Source organism: Aliisedimentitalea sp. MJ-SS2, assembly GCF_032586155.1.
GTDB lineage: Bacteria > Pseudomonadota > Alphaproteobacteria > Rhodobacterales > Rhodobacteraceae > JAWHTC01.
This window is the reverse complement of record NZ_JAWHTC010000002.1, coordinates 164,653-188,909: the sequence shown is the minus strand read 5'-3', so window position 1 is coordinate 188,909 and position 24,257 is coordinate 164,653. Positions and strand designations below refer to the sequence as shown.

Here is a 24,257-nt window from a genome sequence, read left to right as displayed (position 1 = left end):
GCAAAGAAGAAAGGAACCAAGCACATGCAAACTCAGGCAAAAGTGGTGATCGTCGGCGGTGGCATGATGGGCGTGGGGCTTGCCTATCACCTGGCCGAAGAGGGTTGGAAAGACGTGGTGCTGATCGAGAAGGGCGAGCTGACCTCCGGCTCGACCTGGCACGCGGCGGGCCAATGCCCCAGCTTCATCGGCAATTACAACATGGCCAAGATCCATCACTATTCCAACACGCTCTACCCGCGCCTGGAAGAGATCACCGGCCAGCCCGCCGGTTGGCACGGCTGTGGCGGCATCCGCCTGGCCACGACCCAGGAAGAGGTTGATTGGTTCAACTATGTCGCCGGTTTCGCGGCCAATGTCGGCTTCCACATGGAGGTGATCGGCCCGGACCGGATCAAGGAGCTGAACCCCTGGCTGGAAACTGACGGCATCCTTGCCGGCGCCTATACCAATATGGACGGCCATGTCGATCCGTCCAGCGCCTGCAACGCCATGGCCGCAGGCGCGCGACAGATGGGCGTGACCATCATCCGCCGCAACCGGGTGACCGACATCAATCAGCGCCCCTCGGGCGATTGGGAGGTTGTGACCGAGCAAGGCAACATCACCTGCGAACACGTGGTCAATGCCGGGGGCTGCTACGCGCGCGAGGTTGGCCTCTGGGTCGGGCTCGACACGCCGATCACCAACATGGAGCACCATTTCCTGGTGACCGAGGCGCTGGATGAGTTCAAGAACTGGGACGGCGAATTGCCCGTGATGCGCGACCCGGCCACCGCCGGTTATTACCGTCAGGAACAGAAATCCGGCCTTGTCGGAATTTACGAGCATTACGGCGCCAAGGAAGCCTGGGATCACCGCGGCGGCTGGCCCGAGTGGGAGAGCGAAAACGAGCTGTTTGATGGTGACATCGACCGGATCGCACCCTGGCTGGAACAGGCGTTCGAACGGATGCCGATCTTTGCCAATGTCGGGATCAAGCGCATCATCAATGGTGCCATCCCGCATTCGCCCGATGGCAATCCGTTGGCAGGGCCGGCGCCGGGGCTGCACAATTTCTGGCAGTGTTGCGGCTCGTCCATCGGCATTGCCCAAGGGGCGGGCGTCGGCAAATACCTTGCACAGTGGATGGTGCATGGCGAGTCCGAGATCAACATGGCCTGTGTCGACCCGCGCCGCTTTGGCGCTTACGCCGATCAGGACTATACCCGCGCGAAAAGTTTCGAAGACTATCACGAGATGTTCGTGACGCCGATGCCGGGACGCGAGGCGGCTGCCGGGCGCAAGGCCCGGGTGACGCCGCTTTATGACAAGCTCAAGGCCAAAGGCGCGGCCTATACCTCGGTTTTCGGTTGGGAACGGCCCAAGTATTTTGCCCCCGAGGGCTTTGTCGAGGACCTGCAGTTCCGCCGAAACAACACTTTCGACATCGTGGCCGAGGAATGCCGCGCTGTGCGCGAACGGGTCGGCATCTGCGACCTGTCGAGCTTTGCCAAGTTCGACGTCTCCGGACCGGGGGCCGAGGCGCTTCTGGATCGCTTGACCGCCAACAAACTGCCCAAGAAAGCGGGTGGTATCAACCTGACCCACGTGCTTTCCGCGGGTGGCCGGATCGAGGGAGAATGGACCATCACCAGGTTGGCCGATGACCGGTTCTACGTGCTGACCGGGGCGGGCGCCGAATTGCAGGTGCTGGATCATTTCAGCGCGGCAGGCGACGATGTCACCGTTACCAACGTGACTGACGAATACGGCATGCTGGTTGTCGCCGGTCCCAAGGCGCGCGATGTACTGCAGCCCCTGACCGATGCCGATCTCAGCACCCCGGCCTTCCGCTGGCTATCGGGGCAGGAAATCACCATTGCCGGTGTCGGGCTGCGCGCCCTTCGGGTGAACTACGTTGGGGAGTTGGGGTGGGAACTCCACGCCCCGATGTCCGAGCTTGTTACACTTTATGATGCGATCTGGGCGTCAGGCGAAGCCCACGGCATCGCCGATTTCGGTGGCCACGCGATCAACTCGCTTCGGATGGAAAAACGCTATTGCGGCATGGGCGCCGAACTGACCAACGAAATTACCCTTATTGAGGCCAACAGCACCCGCTTCTATGCCCCCGACAAAGGCGAGTTCAACGGGTGCGCCGCCACCGAAAATGCCCGTCAACAGGGCATCACGACCATATTGGTTTACGGCGAAGTTGCCGCTGCCGATTGCGACATCTATGGCGGCGAGGCCGTGATGCAGGGTGACAAGGTTGTCGGCGTCTGCACCTCTGGCGGCTATGGTCATGCAACAGGCAAGTCGCTGGGCTTTGCCTATGTCGACCCCGATGTGGCCGAAAACGGCGAAAGGCTCGAAGTGGTGATCCTCGGTGAACGTCGTGGGCTCACCCTTGTAGCAGAACCCGCCTGGGACCCGACCAACGCGCGGCAGAAGGCTTGAAGCAACTGTAGATTTCGAGGTTTGCCAAAGGGGCCAGACGGCGGTTTCTGGTCTGGAGCTGTCTTTGGCCAAGCAATGTTTGTGCGAAAACATGGGCCTTGGCCAGCCTGATATCGCCACCCCACAGTCTGGAAATCACACGTTTTTGCAATCAGTTTTCCGACGGTTGGATCAGGCCAAAACCGATCACAATGTGCAACTGGACCGTGGTTGCCAAAAGCATTTGTTTTTGTGTTAGGCCGATAACCCGCCCAGCCAGGCAAGTGTTGCGGGGTCGTCCCAGGTGGCTTCGCCCTCGACGGTCTGTACCAGTTGCCCCAGTGGGGTGATCACGGCGGTGGAGGGGAGATTGGACAGGCCAAGCACGGCATGGGCGTTTTCACCGTCGCCCATCAGAACCGGTAGGCCGGTGATGCCTTCGTCGCGGTAGAACTTGCGCACCCAGACCGGGCCGCGCCAGTCGAAGGCGAGCGGCAGGACAAGCGTTTTGGCGGGGTCCAGCGCCCGGGACAGGCGCATGAGTGAGGGCATCTCGCGCTGGCAGGGCAAGCACCACGGCGACCACATGTTCACCAGACGCCAGCGGCCCTTCCAGTCGGTGAGCGATACCGTGTTGCCGTCTTCATCCTTGATCTTGAGCGCGGAGACGTCGCGTGGCCTATCGACCGGGCGCACAAGCGACGCCGCCGGCGGAACGTTTCCTGCGGCCCGCAGCGGCGACGCGGTCAGCGCCAGCCCTGCCAGTATCTGACGACGGGTCAGCCTCACTCGATTCTCGCGGATGTGATCGTGGCGCTGATATCGGCGGTGATCTCGTCCGCCGGCATGCCATGGGGGAAACGGCGGATCAGGTGGCCATCGGGGCCGACAAAGGCGATCGAGGCGGTGTGATCGACCGAGTATTCCGCGGGGTCCGCAGGGTCGGGGTAGTGGAACTCGTAACGGGCGTTGAATGTCTTTACCATATGATCGGTATAGGCTTTGGGCCCGCGCAGCCCGATGATGCGTTTGTCGAAGAAATGGATGTATTCACGTAGGTTCTTGGCAGTGTCGCGCTTGGGATCGACTGTAACGAACAACACGGTCAGGCCATCTGCCTGTTGGCCGAGTTGTTCCAAAACGTCGGCGATGGTCGAGAGCGACGTCGGGCAGACATCGGGGCAGCTCATGTAGCCGAAGTAGATCAGCACGAACCGGCCTTGCAGGCTTTCGTCGGTGACGACGTTGCCATAGGTGTCTTCCATCAGGTAACGCCGCCGGACCGGTTGGTCGTCGGATCCGGGTTCGGGTTGAAGATCGCTATGCTGGGCAAATCCGGGCAGGGTACCTGCCATCAGGGCCAGGGTCGATGTGGTCAGAAAGGCACGTCTGTTTTGCATCGCGGGTCTCCGTTGCTTGCCTGTGACATACCTGCGAGACGGCGCGGGTGACTTGATTTATGTCAGCCCGCGGCGCAAAGCCGTGCTGTAGATCAATGCCAATCTAGTGAACGGAGACCGCGATGACCGAAATTCTGGCCAAGCTGCTGCCCTTGGGGCTGGTACTGCTGATGTTCGTGGTCGGGCTGCGTTTGGAAGGGCGCCGCCTATCCGGAGTTTTTTCCCAACCTCGCGGTTTGCTGACCGGTTTGGCGGTGCAGTGGTTGGGCCTGCCACTGATTGCAGTAGCATTGGGGACTGCCCTTGACCTGCCGGGACCGGTCTGGGCCGGGCTCGTTTTGATTGCGTTGGCACCTGGAGGGGTGACGTCGAACTATATTGCCCACTTGGCGCGGGCCGATCTGGCCCTGTCAACGGCGATGACGCTTGTCACCACTGCGCTGGCGGGGATCACGATTCCATTGGGGCTGACCCTGACCGGGGCGGCGTCGTTGCCTGAGGGGGCGAGCCTTTTCTCGATCAGCGCCAAGATGAGCGTCGTTGTGGTTGGGCCGGTGATCCTGGGTCTGGTCCTGAGCACGTGGGTGCCGAAGGTTGCCGGATGGATGCTGAAGGGGTTGGAACCTGCGTCCAAGGTGATTTTCGCCGCCATGGTGCTGGCGACCTTCATTCAGAACTGGGATGCGATGATGGCCCATCTGGGCGCAGTCGGTGCGGCGGTCGTTCTACTGAACCTTGGCGCCCTGGGGCTTGCGGCGGTGGCCGGGCGGGCGTTGCGGCTTGAGGGTGAACAGACCCGCGCGATCATGGTCGAGGCCTCGTTGCAAAACGTTGCCGTGGCGCTGTTCGTGGCCGGGTCGGTGTTGCAGGATCCGGTGCTTTCGGTGCCGGCGCTGATCTATGCGATGATCATGAATGTTTCGGCCCTGGCGCAGATTTTTTCCGGGCGGCGTGAGGTGGTTCGGGCCGTGTAAGGGGCGGTAGGCAGTGCTTCTATAGTACCGGCATTGGATTCATTGGATTTGGGTGCGAGTGGTCAATCAAATGATAAGCCGCGCAACCGCCAGGCCGTGGCATGGCGACCCAACATGTGTGATTGCCCGTTTATCCCCGAGAAACTCATTGCGTTGCACAACCCCACGATATCGCCAGCCCTGCGGGTGGTCTGGCGATTGCGCGGCGGCTTCGCTTTGATTCCGCACAGGCACTCTATGACACATGACAGATTCTGGCTGGAAGCCGAGGCCGCTGCCAAAACTTCTGTTTTGTCCTAGTGGCTCGTCCCTTCCGAGAATGTGATCTTGTTCCAGACGTTGTATTTGCCCGAGGGTTTGCGCATCGGCAGGCGGCGGACCTCTTCCAGCGTTTCGGCGTCATAGACGATAACTGCGCCATCATCTTCCCAGATCGAGACCAACGCGTGCTTGCCGTCCTTGGTGAATTCGACATGGGCCACCGTGGCGCCAGGTTCGGGGCGCAGGGTTTTGACGATCTCAAGGCTTTGCTTGTCGATCACGTGCATCGCGTCCTTGTTGGGACCAAAGAACACGTCCGCCCAGACATATTTCGAATTCTCGTGGCTGCGCATGAAGAAGCCGGGGCCTTCGGTCGGAATGCGTTTCACCGTTTTCCAGGTCTTCATGTCGATGACCGAGATCGTACCTTCCTTGAGGTGCGGCGTTGCCATGACCGTGGTGTCACCCCAGGCCCAGGTGATGCCCGAGCCAAGGTGTGGCATGCCGGGCAATTCAAGATCAGCAACCTTTTGACCAATCACAAGGTCGATCACCAACCCGTCCTCGCCTTTGCGTGAGGCGCCCATGACGTATTCGTAATCCTGGCTGAAGAAGAAATCGTCCAGGTAGTCGGGCGTGGTGATTTTGCGGATCGGAAACGCCGTGTCCTGCTTTACCGGGCCTTCGATCTTCCAGTCATGAGCAAGGCCGCCGGCGAAGTAATTCATGTCTGGGTATTTGGCATAGGAAACTTCCCAGATTTCGGGCACATCTTTCAGCGCCAGAACGAAGCTTTCACGCGGTGGGGCCTGGTAGACCGCCGAAACACGGCTGGGCGTTCCGTCCTTGCCCTTGACCTCGTGGACCTCTGCAACCGACAGGTCTTCGGTTGACAGGATGGTCAGTGTGTTGGGCAGATAGTTGGCCACGGCGACCCACTTGCCATCACCGGACATTGCGATGTTGCGGCTGTTGAGGCCGGCGCGGATGCGCCCGACCTGTTGCAGCGACCAGATGTCGTATTTCTGCACCCAGCCATCGCGCGACATGACGAAGACATAGCGGCCATCGGGGCTGAATTTCGGTCCGCCATGGACTGCGAACGGGGTTTCAAACCGGTCGAGCACTTCGAACGTATCGCCGTTCAGGACGCTGATATGGTGGTCGCTGGTTTCAACTGCCAGCGTGATGTTCATCGGATCGGCGGCCCAAACAGGAGCGTCGGCAGCAACGTAATCCTCGTCCATCTCGCGGCTGGCCATGATTTCCTCGGTGCCCCAGGGCGGGATCGTTTCCAGAGGAGTTTTCAGGTACTCGGCCAACGCTGCGATCCGGTCTTCATCCAGGTCTTCGGCAAAGCCGGGCATCTGGGTGGCGACGCGCCCGTCGCGGATGACGGCGGCCACCTTGGGTCCGCGCATCCGTTTCAGGGTCTGCGGGATCAGCGCCGGACCGGTACCGCCAAGGCGGTGATCGGCGTGGCATTCGGCGCAGAATTCCTGATAGTCCGTCACGGGATCGGCCAGCGCGGGCGCTGCAAGAGCGATCGTCAGGGCGAATGCGAGTTTAGAAGAACTGGTGTTTCGGGTCATGGCTTTTCCCCCGGAAAGGTGTGACGGAGAGTCGCTCGGACTCATCAAGGCCGATCTCAGCGTTGGTGAGATAGCATGCCGGGTCTTCGGCCCATGGATCACCGGTCAGTTGCAGTGCGCGGATGCGGGTGTTGCCACCACATACATCGCGCAGATTGCAGGCTCCGCAGCGGCCCTTGAGCGGGCGTGGGCGGGTTCTGAGTGTGGCGAGCATCGGGTCGTCACCGGTCCAGAGTTTGGAGAACGGTGCCTGTTTGACGTTGCCGACGGTGTAGTCGGACCAATAGGTGTCGGGGTGTACATCGCCGAGGAAGTCGATATTGGCGACACCCAGTCCGCTGGAATTTCCGCCCCAGGCTTCGAGATGTTCGCGCAGGTGCGCCTCGCGGTTGGCATCGAAATTGCGCCGAACCCATTGCAGAAGATAGCCCGCGTCGGCGTCGTTGTTGCCGGTGACGATATCAAGGGGCATGTTTTCGCTCGCCGCGATCCAGGCCCGGTCGATCAGCAGGTCCATGGCGTGGCGGGTGCGGGCGTGTTCCGCATCTTCGCCCCGGTTCTTGTCGCCACGCCCGGCATAGACGAGGTGGCTGAGGTAGAACTTGTCGATACCTTCGTCGTCGCAAAGCTTCAGCAGGTCCGGCAGGTGATGCTTGGTGCCTTCGGTCAGGCAGAAGCGCAGGCCGACCTTGACGCCGCGCTTCTTGAGTTCACGCACGCCACGCAGAGCATTATTGTAGGCCCCATCGACGCCGCGAAACCAGTCGTTGGTTTCGCCGATTCCGTCGATCGAGATGCCGACATAATCAAAACCGATATCGGCCACCCGATCCGCCATCTCTCCGTGGATCTTGGTGCCATTGGTCGAAAGCGCCAGCACGCGGACCAGTTGGCGGGCGCGCTCGGCCAAGGGGAAGAGGTAAGGGCTGTCCAGTGGTTCACCCCCCGACAGGATCAGGGCGGGTGCCTTGTATTGGCCGATATCTTCGAGCGTGGCCATCGCCTGTTGCTGGTTCAGCTCGCCGGGGAAATCGACATCAGCTGAGACAGTGTAGCAATGGCGGCATTTCAGGTTGCAGCGCCGGGTCAGGTTCCAGATGATCACCGGTTTCACTTTGGCCGGGTCCGTACGGCGGCGTACGGGGGTCGGATTGACAAGCTGCTGCATGTATTCGGTGAGGCGGAACATGGGGCTTAGCCTTTCTTGCGGAGCCTAAGCCCCGTTTTTTTCAGGATCCTGCTGGAATAGAGGATATCGGCACCGCGTAAGGCGTCGCCCAGAAGGACGGTGATGCGGGCGCGTTTTTCCTCGACCTCTTCAGCTGAACTGCCATGAACCATGGCAAAGAGGTTATAGGGCCAATCGGGCAGGGCGCGGGGGCGTTCATAGCAATGGCTGACGAAGTCGAGTGCACCGACGAGGGGGCCAAGCTCGCTGAGTGCCGCATCGTCAACATCCCAAACGGTCATGCCATTGGCAGTCATGCCCAGTTTGTAATGGTTGGGCGCGGCGGCGATGCGGCGGATGACGCCGCTTTGTTTCATCGCTTCAAGCCGCGTCATCAGCCCCTCTTCGGGGATGCCCAGTTGATCTGCCACAGCGGCATAAGGTGTGGGCACCAGTGGCAGCCCGCCTTGCAGGGCGGCGATGATCTCGCGGTCTGTTACCTTGCCATTCATGCGGCCACCCGGAACCCGATGTAGAACTCTTGCAGCTTGGGAAAGCGGTGCACGATAAGCCCCGTTTCCTGTTCGATGGCATCGGCGGTCTGGGTGATCCCCTCTGGCGTTTCCGTCGCCAGGACGAACCACATGTTCAGCCGGTGCTGGCGCTCATAATTATGGGCGACCTCTTCATGTGCATTGACCTGGGTCATGACCTTTTCGAAATCTTCTGCCGGCACAGCCATGGCGCAGAGGCAAAACGCCCCACCCATGGCGGCAGCGTCGAAAAACGGGCCGAAACGGGTGAGAACCCCACTTTCACGCAAGGCTTTGACGCGGGTCAACAGGGCCTCTTCGGTCAGGCCAAGGCGTTCGGCCAGCGGCGCAAAAGGGCGGTGGGTCAGCGGTAGGTCGTCCTGCAATGCGTTGATCAACGCGCGGTCGATGTCATCAAGGGTGCTCATTCGGCGGCCACCTTGTTGGCGGCGATCATTGCGCCGGTCTGGCGGAAGCAGCGGGTGGAAAACAGTGCCTTGTGTGGCACGTCCCGAAGGCCCGGTAGATTGGCGGCGCTCGCCAAAACAGCCTGTGCATCCTCGCGCGATTTGGCGTGGATCATCGAGTAGAGCCGGTAGGGCCAGGTGCCGTTCACCGGCTGGCGTTCATAGCAGAGTGTCACGCCGGGCAGGGTGGCGAGTTGCGGTCCGGCTTCGGTGATGCGGTCGTGATCGATGTCCCAGACCACCATGGCGTTCGAGCGCCAGCCAAGGGCACGGTGGCGTACGATCACGCCTAGGCGCGACAGGATGCCTGCGTCCGAGAGGGCGGTGATGCGAGTAAGGATGTCTTCTTCCGAGCGGCCCAACGCAGCGGACAGCGCGGCATAAGGTTCGGCCACGATTTCGAGGCCGCGGGTCAGGGCGTGCATCACCTCCCGGTCGCCGGCGATGATTGCAGACATGTCGGCGGGTTTGGGGATAAAGGTGTTTTTCGGCGCAGTGGTGCCGGTCATGCGGAACCCGAGATCAACATTGAAAGGCCGCACCAGCCGGAGGTCGAGAACACGGCTGCCGGTGCGCCGTTCGATCCGGGCAAGCGCCTGGTTGACATGTTCGCGGTCGGGGCCGGTGACGACGAACCAGATGTTCCAGTCATCTTCGCGTTCATAGCTATGGTTTACCCCGAGTTCTTCGTTGATGATCTGGGCGTAGCGGTCGATTTCGTCGATCGGGGCGGCGACGGCGGCGAGCGTCGAGGCCGAAAGTGTATTGGGTGCGCATGTACCGCCAACCCGGGTGATGGTACCATTCCTTTGCAAATGGGACAGGCGGGCAATGACTTCGTCCTCGGACAGACCGGTATCTTCGGCCAGCACCTTGAAGGGCCGTGAGATGACGGGAAAATCACGCTGCCAATCGTCCAGCAGATGTCGGTTTGTCGGGTCGGCCACCAGTTTCATCGCTTACAATCCCGTGCGGTGGGCGCGGGAGGTAAAGAAGATGCCGGACGGGCTGTCGGCGTCGATCTCGCGCAGTTTTTCAAAGGTTTGGGTGTCGTAGATCATGACCTTTCCGGCGTCGCGCACCGAGAGCCAGACCTCGTGGCCGCGCGGGGTGAACTCCATGTGGAGCACCGCCGGTCCGGGTTTGAACTCGTGTACGATTTCTTTGGTCACGGTGTCGATCACCTGGATGGTGTCATTCAGGGGGTGGGCAAAGTTGACCCAGACCTGCCGCCCGTCGGGACGGGCCATGGCAAAGACCGGCTGACCGTGGGTCTTGGTGCGCCCGGTCTCTTTCAATGTGTCGGCGTCGATCCACAGCACCTCGTGGTGGCCAACGGCGGGGAGAACGAACTCGCCGCCAGCCAAGGCCCAGCCTTCGAGGTGGGGCATTTTGTAGACCGGCATTTCCTCTTGGCCGCGGCCATAGTTCGGCAGAACGCGGATCGGCTCGGGATTGTCGGACCACAGGTCAAGCGCGGTCAACCCGTCCTCGCCAAACAGGCCGGTAATATAAGTGCGGCCATTGCCGGTGATCAGCGCGTCATAGGGGTTTTCGCCCATATCGGTGATCTTGGTGATTTCGGGTTTGCCCGAGGACATGTCGGCAATCCAGGTCTCGCCGGTATCCCACATGGTGAAGACGAAGCGGTCACCAGGGGCATCGACAAGGCCGATGGTCTTGCTGTCGGTGGGGATGTCGGCGACCATTTCCAGTGTGTCGGCATCAAAGATACGCACGCCGCCGGGTTCATAGTTCGATACCGCCACCAGATCGCCATCATCCGAGATGGCGCCGCCGATGGCATTGCCCGCCTGCACGACGCGGCCTGCGATCTCGCGTTTGACGATGTCGACCTTGGTCAGACCGCCATCGCGGCCAAAGACATAGGCAAAACGTTGATCGGGCGAATAGACCAGCGAGGCATGGCTGAGATCGCCCAGACCTTCGATCCGGGCCAGGGCGGCGCGCTCAGACTGATCGACCAGCAGGACCGAGCCCTTGGCGCGTTCGATGATCAGGCCCAAGTCGCCGGTGGCGATGGTTTCGGCATTGGCGACCGGGGCGGCCGAGATCATCAGCGCGGCCATCAGACCAAGCAGGGGCTTTTTCATTCGTAATCCCCTTTCAGGAGGTAATTCGCGATCCAGGTGGCCTCTTCCTCGCTCATCAGCGGGCGCCAGGGTGGCATGGCCGTGCCTTCGATCCCGTCGAGGATAACCATGCGCAACCCTTCGACGTCATAATGTTCGATCGATTCGACGCGCAGGTCGGGGCCAAGACCCCCTTTGAGACGCAACCCGTGGCACGAGCCGCAATCCTGGTGCACCAGCCGTTGCAGGGCTTTGGCATCGGGTTGATCGGCCATTGCCGAAACCGGCAGGAAGGGGGCCAAGGAGAGGATCAGGGTCAGGAATGCAGCCGCGGCCCACCATGACAGGGGGCGCCACGAGGACGCCCCAACGGTCGAGGGAGGGGGCAACTGGTTCAAGGTGTTGTGCCGGGTTCTAGCCATGGGCGGCCACCGCAAGTTCGGGTGCCATCTGCGGCACGTGTTCGGTGCTCAGTTGATCCCGATACATTGAGACGACCTTGCCGATAAAGAACAGGACCGGCGCTTGCAGCCCAGCGTCGCGCACATCCGCAGCGATGCTGTCGAGTCGCGAGATCAGGCGTTTTTCGCGCGGCGTGGTGGACTCGGCCACGGCCATCACGGGCGTGGATTCGGGCAGGCCTTCGGTCATCAGGCCGACGGCGATCTGGCCAATGTTGGCGACGCCCATGTATACGACGAGGGTTGTGTCGGGATTGGCGAGGCGCTTCCAGTCGAGATCGAGTGGTTGGTCGGCCTGGCGGTGGCCGGTGACATATTGCACCGATGTTGCCAGCCCGCGATGGGTGAGCGGCACGCCAGTGGCGCTTGCCACGCCCTGGGCGGCGGTGATGCCGGGGGCGTATTCGGTTTCAACCCCGTGGGCCGCCAGATAGGCCGCCTCTTCCGAGCCGCGCCCGAAGATCAGCGGGTCGCCCCCTTTGAGCCGGGCCACCACATAGCCTGCAAGGGCCTCTTCTAACAGGATTTCGTTGATCCGGTCTTGAGGCACGGAATGAAACTGCGGGGCCTTGCCCACGCCAATCAGTCGCGCGCCTTCCGGCACCATAGCCATGATATCGTCCGAGACCAGGCGGTCATAGACAACCACGTCGGCCGCGCCCAACATCCGTACGGCCCGCATCGTCATCAACTCGGGGTCGCCTGGGCCCGCGCCGATCAGGAACACTTTTCCGGTCATCAATAGCCTCGATCTTCCAACTTCCTGTGCCGGATACCCGAAGGTGCGAAACTGATTTCTGCAGATAGGTGTCCGGTTCGCTTGGGTCCATCGTGCCGCGTTGCAGCCAAAGCTTCCTTGACTTCAGTCAAGCAAAGAAAAAATGGTGCATCACAATCGATGCACCATTCGGTGAACTTTGTATTTGTGGCTTATTTTCAGAGTTTTATTCGTCGGTCACCGTGACCATGCCGATCATATCATGGCTTTCCCAATGCGGGCCGCACAGATATTCCTGCGGGTCGTCGGCGGTGAGGAATGTGAACTCGATATGCTCTTCCGGAAAGGCGCGGTCGCTTTCGGGTTCGCCCTTGACGATCACGCTGTGGCTGGTGCGCTTGTCGACATTGACCCAACGCACGGTGGTGCCCACCGGAACGGTGATTTCACGCGGGCAGAAATTGTATTTATACATTGTGACGACGGTCACGCCCTCTTCTTCCGACGAGGGGTGGCCATACATCTCGACATAACGTTCCTCGGCTTTGGCGCAGATTGCGGTGGTCTTGTCGTCAGCAGCTTGAACAGAAGACGCCGTCGCGAGAGAAAGCGCCAGGGTTGGGATAAGCAGACGGGTCTTCATGGACGGGTCTCCTTCATTGGAAAAACTTGGGGGCCGAAAAGAAAAGCGGCCGGGGAGTTCTGCCCGGCCGCCTTGATTGGTTTGTTTATTGCCCGGTCACGTTGATTGTGGCGTTTTCGTCGTCGAGCGCAAGGGTCGTATCCAACGTCACATGGTGGAAGCGGGCTGCAGCGAAGTCATCGTGGATGGCAAAGCCGACCGTGTAGGTCTTGCCTGCTTCCAGAGCAACGTCGCCTTCGGCGCCTGCCAGCGGCCGCGAGAAGACCACGGTCCACATGCCACCGGATAGATTGGCCTCGCCGGCGATCTCGCCACCATTCTCGACCCGACGATCCAGCAGATAGCCGTTGCTGGCGCTGCCGTCGGCATAGACGCGCAACAGGTCGAGATAGGTGCCGTCCTTGAGATACTGTTCGATCTCTTCGGCCGGTTTCAGCTTGTCCCAGCCTCCCTGGGCCTTGCCGCGGCGGCCTTTGACCTCGATCTTGGTGCGGCTTTCGCTGAGATACTTGGTGATCGTGGTGCTGGCCTCGAGCTGGCCTGCCACGTCTGCATTCGCAGCGATCGCATCCGCGCCCGGATCAAACGGCATGAAGGTGTTGTCGGCGTGGCACGAAGCCCAGCAGCCGACCTGTTCACCCATTTCGATGCCGGTACCGGTGATCATCATGGCAACCTTGATCTGGTTGTCGGGATCCATCTTGCCGCCATCGACAAACGGAGCCGGCGCGTGCGGGGCATCCGGCCATTGCAGACGGACATAGAGATTGTCCGCGTCATGGGCCGCCTGGACTGTGGCACCGATCAGACCGCGCTTGCCGGGGATCGGGGTGGGCTCGACATCTTCGTTCTTGCCTCCGCCGCCCTTGACGATCTTGTTGCCGATCATGTCCAGTTCCTTGGCGTGGCAGGTGGTGCATTTGTCACCGCCTTTGGTCAGGGGACGTGCGCCGCCGTGCTGTTTGCCGTTCTGGACCCATTCGAAGCTCGCCTGCCCCGGGTAGAACAGGGTCAGATCGGCGCTGGGAATGGCGCTCCAGTCGATACCTGCCGCAACGGTGCCGCCCTCGGCATTGCCGGTGGTTGCGGTGGTATTCCCAGCAGCCAGGGCGCGTTCCTCTTCACGCGCAGCTTCGACCGCGGCCGCGATTTGGGCTTGGACCGCTTCGCGCTGGGCGTCTTGCTCGGCCTTGGCGGCGGCAGCCGCTTCAGCCTCCTGCGTTTCTACACGTGCGAGACTGTCGAGATAGGCTTGTGGCACCTCGCGAACGAAGTTCGGGTTTGGCGCTTCCAGTGTCTCCAGATACTCTTCGTCGGCACGGTCACGCAGATCGCTGTGGGCGATGCCCTTGTGACAGTCGATGCAGGTCTGACCGGTTTTCATAGCATTGAGGTGTTGTTGACGGGCGCGCGGGGCCTGGAATTCAGGCATCATCGATTCGAAGTCGTGGCAATTTCGGCATTCGATCGAATCGGTGGCCTTCATCCGTTCCCATTCGTTCATCGCCAACTGCAGGCGGTGGTGTTCGAATTTTTCTTCGGTGCTGATCTTGCCGGTGATCTTGCCCCAGACCTCCTTGGAGGCCTTGATTTTGCGGATGATCTTTGGCGTCCAGGCTTTGGGGACGTGGCAGTCGGAACATTTCGCGCCCACGCCCGAACGGTTCACATCGTGGATCGTGCCTTTGTATTCCTCGTAAACAAAGTCTCTCATCTCGTGACAGGAGATGCAGAACTCTTTCGTGTTCGTGGCTTCCATGGCGGTGTTGAACCCGCCCCAGAAGATGATGCCGGCGACGAAGACGCCTGCAACTCCGGCAATCGGCATGCCCCAGAATAGTGAGCGCCGCCAGATCGGTTTTTTCGGTTCTTGACCGCTGTCCTGGGTCATTTGCTGGCTCCGTTGATGTGTTGTGCGTCGTAGACGTCAGTCATCTAAAAAGGGCGGGCGCTTGGCCCGCCCTTTCGGTGGTTTTTCAGCCGGTTACATTAGGTAACGTGGTTCGAACGGTTGTAGACGTTGAACTTGCCGGTCGGGGCATAGAGCCCTTTCACGCGACCGATTTCTTCCAGCGTCTTGGCGTCGAAGATCACCATTTCACCATTCGGCTCTTTCGAGGTCGCACGGTTCCATTTGGAGACCCAAACTTCGGTACCGTCTTTGTTGAACTCGAAGTGAACCGCAACGTTGCCTTCTTCTTCCGTGATCTGGATCGTTTTCACGATTTCACCGGTTTCTTTCGAGATGACCTGAACCGATTGCTGCACTTCGACATCGGGGTGTTTAGTCTGGTCAGCCCAGATGTAGTCCGAGTTCGGGTGCGTCCGGATGAACAGGCCTGCGCCGTCGGTTTCGACCTCGTAGCAGGTTTTCCATGCGTTATCCGGATGGCCTTCGGGGTCGTTACCCCAGACGGTCACGGTGCCCACACCAAGGTGCGTGGTACCGGCCACCGGGCCACAGTTCGGGTCGATCCAGTTAGCGCCCGGGCCGGGGTGCGGCAGGGCAGCGGTGTCGATCATCGCTTCAAGCTTGTGATCCTTGGTGTCGACCACAACCATTTTGTTCGATGCGTTTGCAGCGATCTGGAAGTAGCGACCGGTCGGATCAAAGAACCCGTCGTGCAGGAACTTGGCCGAGTTGATCTTGTCGATCCGCAGGTTGTCGAGGTCGGAATAGTCGACCTGCCACAGTTGGCCCAACTCCTTCACCGCGACGATCCAGGTCGGCTCGTTCGGGGTGGTGTAGATGGCAGCCACGCGGCTTTCTTCGACATAGTCACCATCGACGTTCACACCACGTGTCGAAACCACTTTCAGTGGCTCCATGGTCTGCGCATCAACAATTGCGAAGTGCGGAGGCCAGTAGGCGCCGCCGATGACGTATTTGCCGTCGCCGGACACGGCCACGTCGCGGGCGTCATAGCCAATCGAAACTTCCGAAACCAGCATCTTGTCCGGCGTTTGCCAGAGGTCGATCTTGGTCATCTTGCCGTCGCGGCCCATGGTGTACCAGAAGCGGCCCGGGTTTTCAGGCTCGTTCAGCTTGTGGTGTTCCGAGGCCTTAAGCACGTGCACGGCATAGCCGGTTGGGATGTGCGCCAGAACTTCTTTGGTGTCGCCGTCGATCACGGCCACTTTGCCTACGTCACGCTCGATGACCACGAAGAAGTTTTCCCAGTTGCGGCCGTGCAGCGGCTCGGTCGGGTAGTCGGCTTCTTCGACATAGACCTTGCGGGTCTCTTTCATCTGGGCGAGCGACATTTCCGGGGGCTTCGGCGGCTCCATCATGATGTAGGTCGCCATGTCCTTGATTTCCTGCTCGGTCATGATGTCCGAGAAGTTGTTCATGCCGCCTTCGGTCCCCCAGGAGATAATCTTTTCAAGACGCTCCTGACCGAGTTTCAAAGTACCGCTTTCGGTGACTGTGCCGTCCGCGTTCTTTTTCTTCACGATCGGCTCAAGGCTTTTGCCCGTTGCGCCCTTACGCAGAACGCCGTGACACCCGGCGCAGCGCTCAAAGTAAAGTTGCTTGGAAGCCTCGAAGGCTTCTTCGCTCAGACTAGGGCCTTCTGCAAACACAGGGCCCGCAGCTGTGCCGAGCAGAAAGGCGAGCGCCATGCTCAGCGAGCGTGTCTTTGTAGTTGTATTTCCAAGTGACATGATCACTCTCCGAATTTGCTGGTGAGGCAGGGGGACGATACGTCGGGACATGCAACGCTTTCTTGACTTTCATCAAGATTGGCATCGGTTGTCGCGCCTAGCCTGAAAAAAAGGCGAACAAGGACTGCGCAAACATGTTGAAAAGAGTCTTCGGCGAGGGTTTTCGAGCGTTTTTTCTGGCGGCCGCGCTTTGGGGTATGATTTCGGGAATCATCTGGTTGATCGCGTTGATTGCGCAGATGTCGGGCGACGGACTGAGTCTGTCCGGGCCGTCAATGGCACCGCATTTGTGGCATGGGCACGAGATGATATTCGGGTATGGCACAGCGGCGATCGGCGGGTTCTTCCTGACCGCAGTCCCGAACTGGACCGGCAGCCCGGCTGTACGTGAACGGTTTATCGCACTTGCGGTTGGCGCGTGGCTGGCCGCCCGCGTGGCACTGTGGTTCTCGGGGTTTGTGCCGCTTATCTTCGTGTCGCTGATCGACTTGGCGTTCGTGCCAATTCTGGCGCTGCGAATTTTAATGCAGCTGTTGAAGCGGCCCAAGCCGCAGAACATGATTTTCCTCTTGTTCCTGCTGGCGCTTTTTATTGCCAACCTGTTGGTGCATCTGGACTGGCACGACAAGCTTCCTGGCGGGGCCGGGGACGGTTTGAGGATGGGGCTTTTGGCGCTGTGCGGCATGATTGCCGTCCTGGGTGGTCGGGTGACGCCGGCCTTTACCCGCAATGCCATGAACCGGGCCGGTTTGGCGGAAACCCGCTTTCCAGCGACTACGCCGCGGCTGGACAAGGCCAGCATGGTTCTGGCTGTCGCGCTACCCTGGGCTGCGGTATGGACGAATTTGGCGGCACCGGTAGCAGCGTTGTTGGCTTTGGTGCAGGGCGCGCGGCTCGTTGGATGGCGTGGGCGCTGGACGTTGGACAAGCCGATCCTATGGTCGCTGCATCTGGGGCAGGGGATGTTGGTGATTGGCCTGACGTTGTGGGCGCTGGCAAAATGGGGGCTGGGAGATGAAATCGCCGCGATGCATTTCCTGGGGGTTGGCGCAGTAGGTGTCATGACACTGGCGGTGATGAGCCGCGCCACGCTGGGACATACCGGGCGGCCGCTGCATGCGCCTGGTCCGATCGCGTGGGGATATGTCATGATGGCCGTCGCAGCCATCGCGCGTTGGCTAGGCGGCGGCGGAGGAATGGACGGCGACTATTATTATACGCTGCTGTTTTTAACGGGCGGGCTTTGGGTTCTGGCCTTTGCGCTTTTCCTTTTTTCGCTGGCCGGTGCCCTGACGCAACCGCGGCCGCCACGTGCGCCGGTGCCGCCTGTGCCGGATGAGAGACCCGCCGGGAAATCGTCGAAGGCTTGACGTTGGTTAAGAACTGCCCGCGCCGGTCGTGACAGGCTGCGTTCATGGCCCACCCACGCCCGCAGCGAGTTTTCGTTCGTGGCGAACCGTATTCTTGAAACACGGCCTCATGATCTTTCGTCGGTGTTCTTGGGTGAGGCCACGGCGAAACGGATCGAACCGGGTCACGCGACCCTTAGGCCAGCCGCCTGCACGCACGCATCGCGCGCGTGTCGAGGCCGGGGTTGCTCTCTTTTCAGGGGGCGGCGGGCGGCTGGTCTTTAACTCCCGGCCCTGGGCCGTTCGCTGATTGGGATTGGCGCGCGAAAATGACGGGGGCGTCCTTAGCTTTGAAATACCCTTAGGTGGGAAATTTGAAGGGGTATCAACCTCTTGGCGAATGTGCTTGATGCGCTACAGCGTCAGGTTTTTTGCAACACTTACGTAGAGTCAGCCTATTTACCGCTTGGCCGGGCGAATCACCTTTGTTACCCTTTTGACAATAAAAAAAGAACAAGGCAGGCATACAGGCAATGGGAACGGGCTTTCGGGGCACGTTCGTCATCTCCTGGTCGCAAACGGAAGTGGACGGCTTGAACGCCGCCCCGGTTATGGCGTTGCACGTTGGGGCTTCGTGGCTCTGGCAAGGTAATGCAGTGCGTGTGGATGGTCCGAGTGAACTGTTGCGGCTGGAAAGAACGGACGGGAAGAGGCAGATTCGCAATCGAGCGGCACGTTTGGTGCGGCGTCTTGTCGGGGCGGCGGTAACCAATACGGCACGGCTGGAAGACGTCGAAATCGACCCGACTGAGCGCGACGACAGTTTTGTCGTCACCGACGGATCGCAAAGCTACACCGTGACCCTGATCGAAGTGGGACCCGGGCAGCCGCCGTTGTTGATGTTCGTGGATGAAATCCCGCCGAAGAACACCGCGCTATGGGTGGTGCACCAAACATACAAAACCCCGCAATATGACCCGCAGGGCCCCGATGCCGGCGGGGTGATCTGTTTCACGCCCGGTACTCGGATCGAAACGCCGGGTGGGCTGCGGTGCATCGAGGAACTGCGCGAAGGGGACCTGGTGCGAACCAAGGACAATGGCGCACAGGAAATCCAGTGGATCGGCGCTCGGAGGATGACCGGGGCGCGGCTTTTCGCGATGCCGCGGCTGCGACCAATCCGGTTCCGCGCAGGCGCCCTGGGTACGGACCGACCCGATGATGAACTGATTGTCAGCCCGGAACACCGGATGCTGATCAAAGGTCGGGTGGCGCAGTCACTGTTTAACACCGACGAGGTGCTGGTGCAGGCGCGCGATCTGGTCAACGGGCGCACCATTTCCGTCGACAGCCAACTGCGCGAGGTGACATATGTGCATCTCCTGTTGCCGTCGCACCAGGTTGTCTGGGCCAACGGCGTGGAAACTGAGAGTTTCCATCCAGCCAGCACTGCGCTTTCGACACTGGACAATGGTGACCGGCAGCGATTGTTGCACGATCATCCTGAGTTTGGCGCCAACCCGCAGAGCTATGGTCCGGCGGCGCGGCGCAACCTGACCGCGTCCGAAGCAGCGATCCTGATGCACGAGGCGGCTTGAAATACAGCTAAGGTAGAGGTTCCAAAAAAACCGGCGACAGAGACAAACTCTGTCGCCGGTTTCTTTTGCGTAGACGGTGCCAGTCAGTTGCGCTCGAATCCGGACCAATCGGCGGTGAAGATTGCTCCCATGTTCATCTGGTATGCAGCAGCTTTCAGGTCTTCCGGCACGTCGCCACGAAAGATGAAGGGGCCGGGGGTCGCAAACTCGACCAGCTGTGGGAAGAACTGTGCGGCTGTTTCCGACAGGTGAAAGGCAAGCGCTTCGCCGTCCTTGAATACCTCGTGAATGACGATTTGGTTCCCGGTTTCCGAAACTGCGATTTCGTACGTAAGCAGGCCGGGTTCATTTGCCTGGAGAACCTCGCCGACCGCGCCATAGGTGGCGACAAGCCGTTTCTCCATGCCGGGATGGGCCGTCCAGACATATGTCAGGTCGATTTGCATGGACTGCGTGTCAGCGTGAAGCTGGTTTGCATTTGAAAGCGCGAGGGCGCTGGTGACGGTTGTTACAGCGATTGCGGATTTGAGTTTCGAGAATGTCATTCTGGCTCTCCTTGTCGTGGTTGCCGATCATGCTCAAAGGTAACTGATCGGTTACCTTGACATGGGTAACTGAATGGTTACCTTGCTGTCAACACCTTTGTGAGGAGCGAAATGGCGGGGGCAAAGAAATACGATCGCGAAGACCTGTTGGACCGGGCCATCGAGTTGTTCCGGCGGCAGGGGTATGCGGGAACCAGCACGGCCGAGTTGGTTGAGGCATTGGGTGTCAACCGTAAGAGCATGTATGCCGAGTTCGGCTCCAAACAGGAGCTGTTCGAGGCCGCGCTGGAACGCTATAGCGACGTGAACCTGACACGTGTGCTGGCCCCGATCGAGCACCCGGACGCCAGTGCAGATGCGATCCGAACTGCGTTCGACAGCTATGCCTCTGCAAGCGAGGGTGCATTCAATGGGCTGGGCTGCTTGATGGCGAACTCGGCAGTGGAACGTGCTGCGCTTGATCCGGGATGCGCGCGGTACGTGGATGACTACCTGAAACGGCTCAACGTCGGGTTCACAAACGCGCTTTCTAATGCAGATGCGATGGGCGATTTGCGCGACGGAGTGAAGATCGACGAAACGGCCGCCATGTTGGCGATGTCGGTCGTCGGGGTGTCGGCCTTGATTCGGGCAAAGGCTCCTTCGGATCAAGTGCACGCAGCCTGTCGTGCAGCCACGAAGATGGTGTTGAACTGACCCAGTGTTTTGCGGCATCAGGCGCGGCTTGACTCCTATGCGAACTCGTCTATAAGCGCGGCTTCATTGGTGTTGGTGGACCCCGCAAGGGGAACCCTGTCGTCCCGGCCAAATCCGGGGAGAGGACAACGCCCTTCGAAAACCTGAACGAAGGAGATCAGCAGATGACAAAAAGAACTGCTGCCAAGTACAAAATCGACCGCCGGATGGGCGAAAACATCTGGGGTCGTCCGAAATCCCCGGTCAACCGTCGTGAATATGGCCCCGGCCAGCATGGTCAGCGTCGCAAGGGCAAACTCAGCGACTTCGGTCTGCAGCTGCGCGCCAAGCAGAAGCTGAAAGGCTACTACGGCGATCTGACCGAGAAGCAATTCCGCCGCATCTATGGTGAAGCCGAGCGTGTCAAAGGCGACACCGGTGAAAACCTGATCGGTCTGCTGGAACGCCGCCTGGACGCGGTTGTCTATCGCGCCAAGTTCGTTGCAACCGTGTTTGCCGCGCGTCAGTTCGTCAACCACGGCCACGTCCGTGTGAACGGCAAGAAGGTCAACATCCCCTCCTACCGCGTGAAAGAGGGTGACGTGATCGAAGTGCGTGACCGTTCCAAGCAACTGGCCGTTCTGCTGGAAGCCGTGCAACTGCCCGAGCGTGACGTTCCCGATTACATCGATGCGGATCACTCGAAAATGACCGCCACCTTCGTGCGCACCCCGAGCTTGGGCGATGTGCCGTATCCGGTGATGATGGAACCGAACCTCGTCGTGGAATTCTACGCGAAGAACTGATCTTCGCCGTATCCAATCCGAAAGGCCGCGACGGGACCCCGCCGCGGCCTTTTCTTTTCGTACCCTTGCGGTAAAACCCTGTCAGGGAGAAGAAAATGCCACAGATCACGCCTCAGCCCGGCATCATGGAGATCGATCTCTATGTCGGGGGGAAATCATCCATCGCGGGTCGCGACGATGTGCTCAAGCTCAGCTCGAACGAAAACCCGCTGGGCCCGTCGCCCGTGGCGCTCGATGCGCTTGTGGCTGCGGCAAGCGGGGCGCATCGCTATCCGTCAACCGATCATGCCGAGTTGCGTGCTGCAATTGGCGAAGTGCATGGATTGGACCCGGAGCGGATCATTTGTGGGGTAGGATCCGACGAGGTGTTGCAATTCGTCTGCCAGGCCTATGCCGGGCCGGGTGACGAGATAATCCATACCGAGCACGGGTTCTCGATGTACCCGATCCTGGCGCATATGGCTGGTGCAACACCAATCAAGGTGCCGGAACGAAACAGGGTGGTGGATGTGGATTTGGTTCTGGCCGCGATAACCGACCGGACGCGGGTGATTTTCATAACCAATCCGGGCAACCCCACCGGAACGATACTGCCGGATGGAGCGTTGGAACGGTTGGTCGCAGCGGTGCCTGAGCATGTGATCGTGGTGCTCGACGGGGCCTATACAGAGTTCGCTGATGGCCATGATGGCGGTGTGACGCTTGCAGACACTCGACCCAACGTGTTGATGACGAGGACCTTTTCAAAGATCTATGGGCTGGGCGGTTTGCGCATTGGCTGGGGCTACGGCGCCAAGGAGTTGATCGACGTGCTGAACCGTATTCGCCAACCCTTCAACCTGTCGGTGGTGCAACTGGCGGCGGGTGAGGCGGCGGTGCGGGATCAGGATTGGGTGCACGAATGTGCGCGTCTCAATGCCGATCAGCGGGCGCGTCTGACCGGGGCGCTGCGTCAGCTGGGAATCGCCTGTGACGACAGTTTCGGCAATTTCGTGCTGGCCCGGTTCGCCAGCGAAGCCGAGGCGCTTGCGGCGGATGCGGCCTTGCAGGATGATGGCATCATCGTGCGCCGGGTGGGGGGCTATGGTTTCCCCGAAGGATTGCGCATCACCATTGGCGACGAGGCGATGACAGGCCGGGTGATCGCCGCACTGAACCGCTGGCGCGAGGGGGCATGATGGCTGTGATCTATGACCGTGTTGCCCTGATCGGGCTGGGGCTGATTGCCGGCTCGATGGGGCTGGCGATGAAACGCGCCGGAGTGACCGGTGAAATCACCGGCTATGCCAGAACAGAGAAAACCCGCGAAACCGCTGCCCGGTTGGGGTTGGTGGACCGGATCTGCGACAATGCCGCCGAAGCGGCCGAAGGAGCCGATCTTGTGGTGCTCTGCGTGCCGGTTGGCGCAATGGGCGCCGTGGCCGAGGAAATCGGGCCGGTCTTGAAGCCCGGGGCGACGGTATCGGATGTGGGATCGGTCAAGCAGGCGGTGATTGACGCCATGGCGCCGCACCTGCCCGAAGGCGTGCATTTCGTGCCGACCCACCCGATGGCAGGGACCGAGCATTCCGGCCCTGAGGCCGGTTTTGCCGAACTGTTCGACAATCGCTGGTGCCTGGTGGTTCCGGAGGAGGGGACCGACCCGGCGGCGGTGGATCGTCTGGAGGATTTCTGGCACGCACTGGGCGCCAATTGCGAGCGGATGGATGTGGAGCATCATGACCTCGTTTGCGCTGTGGTCAGCCATATCCCCCACATGATCGCCTATACGATGGTGGGCGTGGCCGACGATTTCCGCCGGGTGAGCGAGCAGGAAGTGATCAAGTTCTCGGCTGCGGGATTTCGGGATTTCACCCGGATTGCCGCGTCCGACCCGACCATGTGGCGCGACGTGTTTCTGAACAACAAGACGGCGACGCTGGAGATTCTGGGCCGGTTCACCGAAGAATTGTTCGCGCTGCAACGGGCCATTCGCACCGGCGATGGCGACCATCTGTTCGACTATTTCACCCACACCCGCGATATCCGCCGCGGCATCATCGAGGCTGGTCAGGACACCGATGCGCCCGACTTTGGCCGGGGGCCGAAACGGTGAGAAGCGGCGGGGGCATATCGCTTGCCATCTGTCTTGGGCTTTGGGCCGGGGCAGGGCAGGCCAATGCGCCAGACCAGTCGTTGCGTCCGGTGGTGCGGGCCGGGAGTGAGCCGGTGGTTGCAGTCCAGCCTGACACCACGCAAGAGGTTTCCACTGAGAAGAGTGCGAAGAAGAAGCAGCGCAAGGGGTTGTTCCGGGCGCTGCGACCGAAGAAGCGCAGCAAGAAAGTCGGGCTTTTTGCATCGAAGAAGAAACGCGAGTTGGCGCGTGGCGCGGTCTGTGGTGACACCGCTTTGCAGGGAGAACCGGTGGGCCATGTTCCAGGCAAGATTTCGGGTTGCGGTGTGGCCGATGCGATCAAGCTGCGTTCGGTTTCGGGTGTGGCGTTGAGCCAGCGATCGGTGATGGATTGTGGTACCGCCAAGGCGCTTAAACGCTGGGTCGACGGTGGTTTGAAACCAGCGGTGGGCCGCCGTGGTGGCGGCGCGGCGAAGATCAAGGTGGCGGCGCACTATTCCTGCCGGACCCGCAACAACAAGAAAGGTGCGCGCATTTCCGAGCATGGCAAGGGGCGCGCAATTGACATTTCGGCCGTCTACCTTGCTGACGGATCCGAGCTTTCGGTGCTAAAACACTGGGGCCAGGGCTGGCGCGGTAAGGCTCTGAAGAAAATGCACAAAGTAGCCTGTGGTCCATTTGGTACCGTTCTTGGACCGAATGCCGACAGGTACCACCGCGATCATTTCCACTTCGACACGGCGCGGTATCGCTCGGGTTCTTATTGCAAGTGATGCC

General features: G+C 60.4%; 23 protein-coding genes. 9 read left to right on the top strand and 14 right to left on the bottom strand.

The genetic code is table 11. The features are described 5' to 3' along the window. Positions 1-24: 24 nt before the first annotated feature. Positions 25-2,442, top strand: coding sequence for an FAD-dependent oxidoreductase (locus RXV86_RS07370; RefSeq protein WP_316298790.1), 2,418 nt, complete (start codon positions 25-27; stop codon positions 2,440-2,442). Positions 2,443-2,676: 234 nt separating this feature from the next. On the opposite strand, the gene RXV86_RS07365 is transcribed toward RXV86_RS07370, so the two are convergent. Continuing rightward, positions 2,677-3,210, bottom strand: coding sequence for a TlpA disulfide reductase family protein (locus tag RXV86_RS07365; RefSeq protein WP_316298788.1), 534 nt, complete (start codon positions 3,208-3,210; stop codon positions 2,677-2,679). Further along, positions 3,207-3,821 carry an SCO family protein gene (locus tag RXV86_RS07360; protein ID WP_316298786.1) on the bottom strand — a complete coding sequence of 205 codons (615 nt, stop codon included), beginning with the start codon at positions 3,819-3,821 and terminating at the stop codon, positions 3,207-3,209. Before RXV86_RS07360 ends, RXV86_RS07365 begins: the two co-directional genes overlap by 4 nt. A gap of 122 nt (positions 3,822-3,943) precedes the next feature. Here RXV86_RS07360 and RXV86_RS07355 point away from each other — a divergent pair, with 122 nt between their 5' ends. Further along, positions 3,944-4,795, top strand: a complete 852-nt coding sequence (locus RXV86_RS07355; protein ID WP_316298784.1) for a bile acid:sodium symporter — start codon at positions 3,944-3,946, stop codon at positions 4,793-4,795. 296 nt (positions 4,796-5,091) lie between these two features. Here the strand turns inward: RXV86_RS07355 and RXV86_RS07350 are convergent, their stop codons facing one another. From RXV86_RS07350 to RXV86_RS07300, 11 genes are all read right to left on the bottom strand, one after another. After that, complete coding sequence (locus RXV86_RS07350; protein ID WP_316298782.1) at positions 5,092-6,648, bottom strand: cytochrome D1 domain-containing protein; 1,557 nt, start codon at positions 6,646-6,648, stop codon at positions 5,092-5,094. After that, the gene (gene nirJ, locus RXV86_RS07345; RefSeq protein WP_316298781.1) at positions 6,623-7,837 is read right to left on the bottom strand and encodes a heme d1 biosynthesis radical SAM protein NirJ; all 1,215 of its coding nucleotides are present in this window, start codon (positions 7,835-7,837) and stop codon (positions 6,623-6,625) included. The genes RXV86_RS07350 and nirJ overlap by 26 nt, the downstream gene beginning before the upstream one ends. Before the next feature lie 5 nt (positions 7,838-7,842). Then, a complete protein-coding gene (locus RXV86_RS07340; protein ID WP_316298780.1) occupies positions 7,843-8,328 on the bottom strand; it encodes an Lrp/AsnC family transcriptional regulator in 486 nt (161 codons plus the stop codon). After that, the gene (locus RXV86_RS07335) at positions 8,325-8,777 is read right to left on the bottom strand and encodes an AsnC family transcriptional regulator (protein ID WP_316298778.1); all 453 of its coding nucleotides are present in this window, start codon (positions 8,775-8,777) and stop codon (positions 8,325-8,327) included. Before RXV86_RS07335 ends, RXV86_RS07340 begins: the two co-directional genes overlap by 4 nt. Continuing rightward, a complete protein-coding gene (locus RXV86_RS07330) occupies positions 8,774-9,772 on the bottom strand; it encodes an Lrp/AsnC family transcriptional regulator (RefSeq protein WP_316298776.1) in 999 nt (332 codons plus the stop codon). The genes RXV86_RS07335 and RXV86_RS07330 overlap by 4 nt, the downstream gene beginning before the upstream one ends. Positions 9,773-9,775: 3 nt before the next feature. Beyond that, positions 9,776-10,930: a cytochrome D1 domain-containing protein gene (locus RXV86_RS07325; RefSeq protein ID WP_316298774.1), complete on the bottom strand. Its 1,155-nt coding sequence runs from the start codon at positions 10,928-10,930 to the stop codon at positions 9,776-9,778. Then, positions 10,927-11,331: a cytochrome c gene (locus tag RXV86_RS07320; RefSeq protein ID WP_316298772.1), complete on the bottom strand. Its 405-nt coding sequence runs from the start codon at positions 11,329-11,331 to the stop codon at positions 10,927-10,929. The genes RXV86_RS07325 and RXV86_RS07320 overlap by 4 nt, the downstream gene beginning before the upstream one ends. After that, positions 11,324-12,109 (bottom strand): uroporphyrinogen-III C-methyltransferase, encoded by a 786-nt coding sequence (gene cobA, locus RXV86_RS07315; RefSeq protein ID WP_316298770.1) that lies wholly within the window; start codon positions 12,107-12,109, stop codon positions 11,324-11,326. Before cobA ends, RXV86_RS07320 begins: the two co-directional genes overlap by 8 nt. A gap of 205 nt (positions 12,110-12,314) precedes the next feature. Beyond that, positions 12,315-12,731, bottom strand: a complete 417-nt coding sequence (locus RXV86_RS07310; protein WP_316298768.1) for a plastocyanin/azurin family copper-binding protein — start codon at positions 12,729-12,731, stop codon at positions 12,315-12,317. A gap of 85 nt (positions 12,732-12,816) precedes the next feature. Continuing rightward, positions 12,817-14,622: a NapC/NirT family cytochrome c gene (locus tag RXV86_RS07305; protein WP_316298766.1), complete on the bottom strand. Its 1,806-nt coding sequence runs from the start codon at positions 14,620-14,622 to the stop codon at positions 12,817-12,819. Between the two features lie 98 nt (positions 14,623-14,720). Next, positions 14,721-16,352 (bottom strand): cytochrome D1 domain-containing protein, encoded by a 1,632-nt coding sequence (locus RXV86_RS07300; protein ID WP_316298764.1) that lies wholly within the window; start codon positions 16,350-16,352, stop codon positions 14,721-14,723. 176 nt (positions 16,353-16,528) lie between these two features. Between RXV86_RS07300 and RXV86_RS07295 the strand changes: the two genes are divergently transcribed. Next, positions 16,529-17,764: an NnrS family protein gene (locus RXV86_RS07295; protein ID WP_316298763.1), complete on the top strand. Its 1,236-nt coding sequence runs from the start codon at positions 16,529-16,531 to the stop codon at positions 17,762-17,764. 512 nt (positions 17,765-18,276) lie between these two features. Further along, positions 18,277-19,341 carry a Hint domain-containing protein gene (locus RXV86_RS07290; protein ID WP_316298761.1) on the top strand — a complete coding sequence of 355 codons (1,065 nt, stop codon included), beginning with the start codon at positions 18,277-18,279 and terminating at the stop codon, positions 19,339-19,341. Between the two features lie 83 nt (positions 19,342-19,424). Here the strand turns inward: RXV86_RS07290 and RXV86_RS07285 are convergent, their stop codons facing one another. After that, positions 19,425-19,886, bottom strand: coding sequence for an antibiotic biosynthesis monooxygenase (locus RXV86_RS07285; RefSeq protein ID WP_316298759.1), 462 nt, complete (start codon positions 19,884-19,886; stop codon positions 19,425-19,427). 111 nt (positions 19,887-19,997) lie between these two features. Here RXV86_RS07285 and RXV86_RS07280 point away from each other — a divergent pair, with 111 nt between their 5' ends. The 5 genes from RXV86_RS07280 to RXV86_RS07260 all read left to right on the top strand — a co-directional run bounded on the left by RXV86_RS07280 (position 19,998) and on the right by RXV86_RS07260 (position 24,253). Next, on the top strand, positions 19,998-20,582 hold the full coding sequence (locus tag RXV86_RS07280) for a TetR/AcrR family transcriptional regulator (RefSeq protein ID WP_316298757.1): 585 nt from the start codon (positions 19,998-20,000) through the stop codon (positions 20,580-20,582). Between the two features lie 164 nt (positions 20,583-20,746). Beyond that, entirely contained in the window at positions 20,747-21,367 is a 621-nt protein-coding gene (gene rpsD, locus RXV86_RS07275; RefSeq protein ID WP_316298756.1) for a 30S ribosomal protein S4, read from the top strand. A gap of 95 nt (positions 21,368-21,462) precedes the next feature. Next, positions 21,463-22,545, top strand: coding sequence for a histidinol-phosphate transaminase (hisC, locus tag RXV86_RS07270; RefSeq protein WP_316298754.1), 1,083 nt, complete (start codon positions 21,463-21,465; stop codon positions 22,543-22,545). After that, the gene (locus tag RXV86_RS07265; RefSeq protein WP_316298752.1) at positions 22,545-23,462 is read left to right on the top strand and encodes a prephenate/arogenate dehydrogenase family protein; all 918 of its coding nucleotides are present in this window, start codon (positions 22,545-22,547) and stop codon (positions 23,460-23,462) included. The genes hisC and RXV86_RS07265 overlap by 1 nt, the downstream gene beginning before the upstream one ends. Further along, complete coding sequence (locus RXV86_RS07260; RefSeq protein ID WP_316298750.1) at positions 23,459-24,253, top strand: extensin family protein; 795 nt, start codon at positions 23,459-23,461, stop codon at positions 24,251-24,253. The genes RXV86_RS07265 and RXV86_RS07260 overlap by 4 nt, the downstream gene beginning before the upstream one ends. Positions 24,254-24,257: the final 4 nt, after the last annotated feature.

Excerpts from the sequence above, each read along its gene's own strand:
- RXV86_RS07370 (WP_316298790.1), top strand. The coding sequence starts at position 25 with ATGCAAACTCAGGCAAAAGTGGTGATCGTCGGCGGTGGCATGATGGGC.
- RXV86_RS07360 (WP_316298786.1), bottom strand. The coding sequence starts at position 3,821 with ATGCAAAACAGACGTGCCTTTCTGACCACATCGACCCTGGCCCTGATG.
- RXV86_RS07355 (WP_316298784.1), top strand. The coding sequence starts at position 3,944 with ATGACCGAAATTCTGGCCAAGCTGCTGCCCTTGGGGCTGGTACTGCTG.
- RXV86_RS07350 (WP_316298782.1), bottom strand. The coding sequence starts at position 6,648 with ATGACCCGAAACACCAGTTCTTCTAAACTCGCATTCGCCCTGACGATC.
- nirJ (WP_316298781.1), bottom strand. The coding sequence starts at position 7,837 with ATGTTCCGCCTCACCGAATACATGCAGCAGCTTGTCAATCCGACCCCC.
- RXV86_RS07340 (WP_316298780.1), bottom strand. The coding sequence starts at position 8,328 with ATGAATGGCAAGGTAACAGACCGCGAGATCATCGCCGCCCTGCAAGGC.
- RXV86_RS07335 (WP_316298778.1), bottom strand. The coding sequence starts at position 8,777 with ATGAGCACCCTTGATGACATCGACCGCGCGTTGATCAACGCATTGCAG.
- RXV86_RS07330 (WP_316298776.1), bottom strand. The coding sequence starts at position 9,772 with ATGAAACTGGTGGCCGACCCGACAAACCGACATCTGCTGGACGATTGG.
- RXV86_RS07325 (WP_316298774.1), bottom strand. The coding sequence starts at position 10,930 with ATGAAAAAGCCCCTGCTTGGTCTGATGGCCGCGCTGATGATCTCGGCC.
- RXV86_RS07320 (WP_316298772.1), bottom strand. The coding sequence starts at position 11,331 with ATGGCTAGAACCCGGCACAACACCTTGAACCAGTTGCCCCCTCCCTCG.
- cobA (WP_316298770.1), bottom strand. The coding sequence starts at position 12,109 with ATGACCGGAAAAGTGTTCCTGATCGGCGCGGGCCCAGGCGACCCCGAG.
- RXV86_RS07310 (WP_316298768.1), bottom strand. The coding sequence starts at position 12,731 with ATGAAGACCCGTCTGCTTATCCCAACCCTGGCGCTTTCTCTCGCGACG.
- RXV86_RS07305 (WP_316298766.1), bottom strand. The coding sequence starts at position 14,622 with ATGACCCAGGACAGCGGTCAAGAACCGAAAAAACCGATCTGGCGGCGC.
- RXV86_RS07300 (WP_316298764.1), bottom strand. The coding sequence starts at position 16,352 with ATGGCGCTCGCCTTTCTGCTCGGCACAGCTGCGGGCCCTGTGTTTGCA.
- RXV86_RS07295 (WP_316298763.1), top strand. The coding sequence starts at position 16,529 with ATGTTGAAAAGAGTCTTCGGCGAGGGTTTTCGAGCGTTTTTTCTGGCG.
- RXV86_RS07290 (WP_316298761.1), top strand. The coding sequence starts at position 18,277 with ATGGGAACGGGCTTTCGGGGCACGTTCGTCATCTCCTGGTCGCAAACG.
- RXV86_RS07285 (WP_316298759.1), bottom strand. The coding sequence starts at position 19,886 with ATGACATTCTCGAAACTCAAATCCGCAATCGCTGTAACAACCGTCACC.
- RXV86_RS07280 (WP_316298757.1), top strand. The coding sequence starts at position 19,998 with ATGGCGGGGGCAAAGAAATACGATCGCGAAGACCTGTTGGACCGGGCC.
- rpsD (WP_316298756.1), top strand. The coding sequence starts at position 20,747 with ATGACAAAAAGAACTGCTGCCAAGTACAAAATCGACCGCCGGATGGGC.
- hisC (WP_316298754.1), top strand. The coding sequence starts at position 21,463 with ATGCCACAGATCACGCCTCAGCCCGGCATCATGGAGATCGATCTCTAT.
- RXV86_RS07265 (WP_316298752.1), top strand. The coding sequence starts at position 22,545 with ATGGCTGTGATCTATGACCGTGTTGCCCTGATCGGGCTGGGGCTGATT.